The organism is Aquiflexum lacus (genome assembly GCF_015476655.1).
Lineage (GTDB): Bacteria > Bacteroidota > Bacteroidia > Cytophagales > Cyclobacteriaceae > Aquiflexum > Aquiflexum lacus.
In genome coordinates this window covers 141,176-147,938 of sequence record NZ_JABFHF010000014.1, presented here as the reverse complement: position 1 = coordinate 147,938, position 6,763 = coordinate 141,176, and the positions used below count along the sequence as shown (strand labels likewise).

The 6,763-nt window shown below is 38.4% G+C and carries 5 protein-coding genes; 3 read left to right on the top strand and 2 right to left on the bottom strand.

From position 1 onward, the window contains the following. Nucleotides 1-362 precede the first annotated feature (362 nt). The 3 genes from HMJ38_RS14155 to HMJ38_RS14145 all read left to right on the top strand — a co-directional run bounded on the left by HMJ38_RS14155 (nt 363) and on the right by HMJ38_RS14145 (nt 3,848). Nucleotides 363-2,021, top strand: coding sequence for an ABC transporter substrate-binding protein (locus HMJ38_RS14155; RefSeq protein WP_194975063.1), 1,659 nt, complete (start codon nt 363-365; stop codon nt 2,019-2,021). Nucleotides 2,022-2,031: 10 nt separating this feature from the next. Then, entirely contained in the window at nt 2,032-3,324 is a 1,293-nt protein-coding gene (gene hemL / locus HMJ38_RS14150) for a glutamate-1-semialdehyde 2,1-aminomutase (RefSeq protein WP_194975062.1), read from the top strand. Between the two features lie 173 nt (nt 3,325-3,497). Next, entirely contained in the window at nt 3,498-3,848 is a 351-nt protein-coding gene (locus HMJ38_RS14145; protein ID WP_194975061.1) for a Spx/MgsR family RNA polymerase-binding regulatory protein, read from the top strand. A gap of 4 nt (nt 3,849-3,852) precedes the next feature. On the opposite strand, the gene HMJ38_RS14140 is transcribed toward HMJ38_RS14145, so the two are convergent. Further along, nucleotides 3,853-5,244, bottom strand: coding sequence for a c-type cytochrome domain-containing protein (locus HMJ38_RS14140; protein ID WP_194975060.1), 1,392 nt, complete (start codon nt 5,242-5,244; stop codon nt 3,853-3,855). A gap of 10 nt (nt 5,245-5,254) precedes the next feature. Further along, nucleotides 5,255-6,763, bottom strand: coding sequence for a DUF1501 domain-containing protein (locus HMJ38_RS14135; protein ID WP_194975059.1), 1,509 nt, complete (start codon nt 6,761-6,763; stop codon nt 5,255-5,257).

Genomic DNA, 6,763 nt, shown 5'->3' with positions numbered 1-6,763 from the left:
GCAGCGCCGATGGTACTGGGGTTACACCCGGGAGAGTAGGCCGCCGCCACATTATCATAAAAGCCTTTGGAAAAATCCAGAGGCTTTTGGCGTTTTATGGGAGGAAGGAAAGGATAACCCACATAATCTTTATTCTTTTTGCCTTTGCGGTGCTTCTTGTTCAAATACATTTTTTCTCGACAAAATGGAATAATAATTATTGAACAGGATGGATAGGTTATTTTAATGGAACGGATTTTGGTTGTAATTCAATGGATACTTCAAGCAAGTCAATTTTACTTTTCTTTTGGAATAAAATGGCTTAAATTCGAGGCCCAAAGGGAAAAGATTAAAATTTATTTAATAACCAGAATAATTAATCCATGAGAGTTGTTTTCTTTTTGTTTCTGTTTTTGACATTTTTTTCAGAAGCATATTCCCAAGATCAATTAGCAGATTATAAAAGAGCCAAAACCTTGATGGGGTATGGTAATTACAAAGAAGCTATGGATCTTTTTCGTCCATTCATGGATGAATTGGAATTTGGCGAACTTTCAAATTATGCAAAATATCATTTCGCTTTTTCAGCTTACCAAAATGATCAATTGGAACTGATGAGATCAGTGTTAATGCCATTGGTGGAAAATAGAAATTTTGATAAAAAAGATGAAGCTAAGTATCTTCTTGCCATGGGTTATTTCAAGGAAGAAAAATTTTCAGCTGCTCTTCAGGAAATAGAAGGTATTACGGAGCCCTCGATTTACAAGGAGGCTGAGAAGGCAAGTTATCATTTTTTACAAAATGTTTCGGTAAGTTTTTTAGTCTCTAACCTGAGCAAATTTCAAAAGAACGAGGGGTTTGTCCTGGCGCTCAAAGATGAATTGGAAAATCAGTCCATCATGTCTAATGACGAGAAAGCAGTCTATCAAAAATTAAAATCAATTGTACCTGATGGTCAGTTTCCTGAAAATGAAGTTTCTAAAAACAATCAAGTTTTAGATATCGCAGTCATTCTTCCCTTTAATTTTTCAGGAGGTAGCGATGTTAAGAACCTTAACGCCGGAAATTTTGTCTTTGATCTTTATCAAGGAATTGATTTTGCACTAAAAGAGTATGAAAATAAAGGGGTTAAAATTAATTCCAAGACATTTGATACTCAAAGGAATATGTCCAATCTTCAGAAAATTTTAGCAGATCCATTTTTGCTTCAAGCTGATATCATCATTGGACCTATTTATCCTGATGAAACTGAGATCGTAATGGCTTTTTCAGAGAAATATGAAATACCTTTTATTAATCCTTTGTCAAACATTGAATACACCTATTCAAATCTGGAATTTGCGTATCTGTTTAGACCATCAGTTTCTACCTTAGGTAGTAGTCTTTTAGATTACATGCGTAAATTCATTGAAGGGAAAAAGATTGCATTGGCTTATTCTAATTCGACAAAAGATGACCAGTTGGCCAATCACCTTATGGAATCCAGCAGACAGTTTGGTTACGAATTGGTAAAAACCAGTCAAGTAACAAATAGAAATATAAATCAGTTTTTTGATGACATAAAATTAAAAAGTGATTCCCTTTCGATTGCGGATGTAGTTATCATCCTTTCTGATGACCCCAATATTGCCTCCTTGACCTTCGGTTTTATGGAATCTCAAAATGTCAAAACACCGGTTGTGGTTTTGGACAGTTGGCTTTATTTTAATTTTGCAAGTTTTGAGATGCTTGAAAATCAAAACTTTGTTTTCATTGGTAATAACACAATAAATTTTGGTAGCCCCGAATTGGATGAGTTTAGAAATAGCTTTTATGAAAAACATTTAAATTATCCTTCATTCAATAGTCATTTGGGTTATGAAATAATCTCTTGGGTAGTTGAAACTATAAGTCCATCTAAGGGTTTTGAATTTAGAAAAAACCTAAATCAGCGTGGATTCCAGTCAGGAAAAGTCACCTATGGATTAGACTTTACCAATAGTTTCAATAACCGATATGTCCCAATACTTAAATTGGAAAATGGGGTGTTAAAGACAAAATAAAATCAATTTCATGCAAATTATTAACAGTAAATCTCTTTTTGAGAAAGCAAAGAACTATATACCGGGAGGAGTCAATTCTCCTGTTCGTGCATTCAGGGCAGTAGGGGGAGATCCAATATTTATCAAAAAAGCTGATGGGGCATATATCTATGATGAAGATGATAACGCTTATATCGAATTGATAAATAGTTGGGGGCCCATGATACTTGGACATAACCATCCAATGATCCGTGAAGCTGTCATCAAAGCCCTTGAAAACGGGACTTCATTCGGTGCACCAACAGCTAGAGAAGTAGAGATTGCCGAATTGATTGTCCAAATGGTTCCATCGGTAGAAAAGGTAAGGATGGTCAATTCCGGAACAGAAGCCACCATGTCTGCTATACGTGTGGCTCGAGGATTTACCGGTAAGGATAAATTCATTAAAATGGAAGGGCATTATCATGGACATGGAGATTCCTTTTTGATTTCTGCGGGTTCTGGAGCAATCACTATGGGTAACCCTGATTCCCCGGGTGTGACCAAAGGAACAGCCAAAGATACTTTATTGGCTCCTTACAATGATTTGGAAGCAGTTGAGAAATTGGTTGATGCCAATAAGGGAGAAATTGCTGCTTTGATATTGGAACCTGTTCCTGGGAACATGGGACTTGTTTTACCAAAGGAAGGTTATTTAGAAGGTTTGAGAACAATATGTGACAGAGAAGGAATAGTCCTCATTTTTGATGAAGTCATGACAGGCTTTAGATTGGCCAAAGGTGGTGCTCAGGAACTTTTTGGTGTAACCCCTGATATGACGACTTTAGGTAAAATCATTGGAGGAGGAATGCCTGTGGGCGCTTATGGAGGAAAAAAAGAAATCATGGAATTTGTATCTCCGGCAGGACCTGTGTATCAAGCGGGCACGCTTTCCGGAAATCCGATTGCCATGGCAGCAGGATTGACCATGTTAAGATATTTGGATGAGCATCCTGAGGTATATACTCGATTAAATGAAATAGGAGGAAAAATCACCAATGGTATCAAAGCATCTGTTGAAAAATTAGGAAGCAATTTTACGATCAATCACTTGGGAAGCATGTACAGCCTCTTTTTCACGGGTCAAGAAGTGTATAATTTTGAATCGGCTAAACATTCTGATACAGTCCTTTTCGGTAAATATTTTCAGGCAATGCTCAAGAGGGGAATATACCTTGCTCCATCCCAATTCGAGAGTCTGTTCCTTTCCACTGCTCTTGATGATGAATTGATAGGTAAGATAATTCAGGCCAATGAAGAGTCATTAAAAGAAATCCTTAAATAAGGTCTTATCGTTAAGTTCATTCTTGTCAATAAAGTATAATCCTAGCTCAATATAGGACGGAAGACCGATGACCGAAGACCGATGTATCGGGCATTGAAGGAATTACTGTAAATTCTTCTTATTTAGATGGTCGTTGACAGTATTGGGTAAAATAATTTAAAATAAGTAAAGCAATGGAATTAAAAGTTTACGGCATCAAGAATTGCAATACCATGAAAAAGACTTTTGACTTTTTAGAAAGTGAAGGTATTGATTATGGATTCATTGACTATAAGAAAAGCGCTCCTGATCCTGCTTTGTTGGTGAAGTTTGCTGATAAAGTTGGATTTGAAAAACTGATCAACAAAAAGGGTATGACCTACAGGCAACTCAGTGATGAGGAAAAGGCCCAACTGGAATCCGAAAATGCTGCTTTGGCATTGCTAAGTAAAAAAAGCAGCATGATCAAAAGACCTATTGTCCAGTTTCCTGACGGAAGTATAATTTTAGGTTTTGAGCCGGAGGCTATAAAGGAGAAATTATAATTATTTAGAAAGTTATGGAGTCTGTAGGGAGTATAGGCAATTCAAAATTTCCAAACATCACTTCAAAAGTCAAGTCAACTTTATGCTCATTTTCCGTAGCGGCAGGGGTTTTATAAGCAAAGACCTTTTCAAGTTTTGGATGCTTGTTGAGTAATTTCAGATTGTCCAAATTCACCTCAGTTTCTGTAAGGTGTAGCTGATTCAGATGCTTACATTGCTGTAAAAGATCTAAACCGTTACCGGATATTTGTGTACCATTCAATTTTAAAATGGTCAGGTTTTCAAAATCTTTAAGAGATTCGAAAACCTGATCATTTATTTTTGTCCTACTCAGATCAAGGAAGACAATATGTTGCTTAATTTCCTTGAGCCATTCCAAATTTGCTTCATTGAAATCCGTGAAATTGATACAACTTACCTTCAAGAGTGATGACCCTTCATTCATTGGCTCTATAAAAAATCCTTTTTCTCTGATAATAGAAAGTTTGTTGATATCAACTATTGGCAACTCGACTTTTGGATAAATAGATGCAGCTGATTTTATAAAAAATGGAGCAACCATTTCTTTTGTAACTCCGGCCATGACGAGACTTTTTTCAAAGGATGCTCCCGATGCCAACCAATATTTGACCAATTCCAGTTCTTCCATCAAAGGCTGTCTTTTCTCTTTTGGTGGCATATGGTCTTCATGGTCCAAGGGTAAAGTCATACGGTGATACAATTGACCTTCTTCCCAAGAAGCTTCGGAAATAACAGGCCCGTTTTTTCCTCCTTTCAAAATTGTTTCTTTGGAAGTCAATAGCAAACCTCCTTTGGTGTTTTTCGGATTATGGCAACTTCTACAATTTTGATTTAATATGGGTTGAATGATATCCTCATAAAACAATGCATCTTCCCAACGATTTTCTTCCAAGGCAATCGGTTCAAATTCTTGATAACCTGAATAACCCAAAGCACTTTGAATCGATTCAGGCAAAACCTCAATCAAATAGGCTTCACCATGGGTAAGATTACCTCCCAAGTGTCCTGTAAGCATCAAGGAGATTACAAGGATAACTGAATTGAAATGGATTTTGCGTGAATTTAAGTTTTTGGATTTTTTTAACTGAAAAAATAGCAACAGACAGATCAAGGCAGTAACCAATCCCAAAATCAAGTGATTCTGGACTGTCTCAAATGCATGACCCTCTGAAGTATAAAGTAAGAATCCACTGATACAGGCCAAAACTGCCGTAATGCTGCTCCATAATAAGGCAATTTCTATGGCAGGTAAAATCGGGAGTTTATCCTTTTTGGGATAATACATCAGCAATAATGCCATCAGGATAAAACCTATCGGCAGATGCACTATCAATGGGTGAAATCGCCCAATTAGGGGAATGATAAAATCTAACATTTATCAGGTGTTAAGCTAAAATTTCTTTGATGATCTCTCCTTCCACATCTGTCAATCTAAAAGGTCTTCCCTGAAATTCATGGGTAAATGTTTCATGGTCAAATCCCATCAGATGAAGAATGGTGGCATGTATATCATGAACGGATACCCTGCCTTCAATTCCTGAAAAACCAAAATCATCGGTTAAACCATATGAAGTACCCTTTTTGACTCCACCTCCGGCCATCCACATGCTAAAGGCATCCACATGATGGTCACGTCCTTTGAATCCCATGGTTTTTCCTTCCCTGTTTTCCTGCATGGGAGTTCTTCCAAATTCCCCTCCCCATATGACCAAGGTGTCTTCCAACAATCCCCTTTGTTTGAGGTCCAACAATAAAGCTGACATGGGCCTGTCTATTTCTTTGCATTTATTCCTAAAACCCATATCAATCGCATTGGCCTTGTCTGTGCCATGACTGTCCCAACCCCAATCGTACAACTGTACAAACCTGACGCCTTTTTCAACCAGTTTTCTGGCCAACAAACAATTGTTGGCAAAGGACTCTTTGCCGGGGTCTGTTCCATATAAGGAATGGATGTAATCGGGTTCATCATTGATATTCATTACCTCAGGGACTTCTATCTGCATTCGGTAAGCCATTTCATATTGGTTGATGCGGGCCAAAATTTCAGGATCACCGTAATGGTCAAATTCCTCTGAATTGACCTGATTGATCGAAGAAATAATGGATCGTTTAAGGTTGCGGGAAATTCCCTTGGGATCTTCCAAATACAAAACCGGGTCTCCTTTGGAGCGGCATTGTACACCTTGGTAGACGGAAGGCAGGAATCCACTTCCCCAAACACTTTTTCCTGCATCCGGTGTTTTTCCTCCCGATGTCAAGACCACAAAACCCGGCAGGTTTTGGTTTTCTGTACCCAAACCATAGGTCACCCAACTCCCCAAGCTAGGCCTTCCCAACCTCGGACTGCCGGTCTGCATAAAAAGTTGCGCTGGTCCGTGGTTAAATTGATCGGTGTGGACTGCCTTTAGAAATGCCACTTCATCCGCTACTTTTGAGAAGTGTGGTAGGAAATCAGAAACCCATGCACCGGATTCTCCATGTTGGGAAAAATTGGCCTGAGGGCCCATCAGGTTGGGAACTCCTCTGATAAAGGCAAACTTCCTGCCTTCCAGCAAGGATTCGGGACAGGGTTGGTTGTTGTATTTTACCAATTCAGGTTTGTAGTCAAACAATTCCAATTGGGAGGGGGCACCTGCCATGTGCAGGTAAATGATGGATTTCGATTTTGGTAAAAACGGAGGTGGTAGGGGAGCAAGGGGATTTAAATCCCGTTCCGATAAATTCAATCCATTAATTTTTTCTTTAGAACTACCAAGACCACAGGAAAACAATAAAGGAGCCAAAGCTAAACCACCCACCTTACTCACACAGTCCATCAGGAAATGTCTTCGGGTCTGTTTTTCAAGCCTTTGCTGTTCTAGCTCAGCCAAGAGATGGTTTATGTTTTTCAT

Excerpts from the sequence above, each read along its gene's own strand:
- HMJ38_RS14155 (WP_194975063.1), top strand. The coding sequence starts at position 363 with ATGAGAGTTGTTTTCTTTTTGTTTCTGTTTTTGACATTTTTTTCAGAA.
- hemL (WP_194975062.1), top strand. The coding sequence starts at position 2,032 with ATGCAAATTATTAACAGTAAATCTCTTTTTGAGAAAGCAAAGAACTAT.
- HMJ38_RS14145 (WP_194975061.1), top strand. The coding sequence starts at position 3,498 with ATGGAATTAAAAGTTTACGGCATCAAGAATTGCAATACCATGAAAAAG.
- HMJ38_RS14140 (WP_194975060.1), bottom strand. The coding sequence starts at position 5,244 with ATGTTAGATTTTATCATTCCCCTAATTGGGCGATTTCACCCATTGATA.
- HMJ38_RS14135 (WP_194975059.1), bottom strand. The coding sequence starts at position 6,763 with ATGAAAAACATAAACCATCTCTTGGCTGAGCTAGAACAGCAAAGGCTT.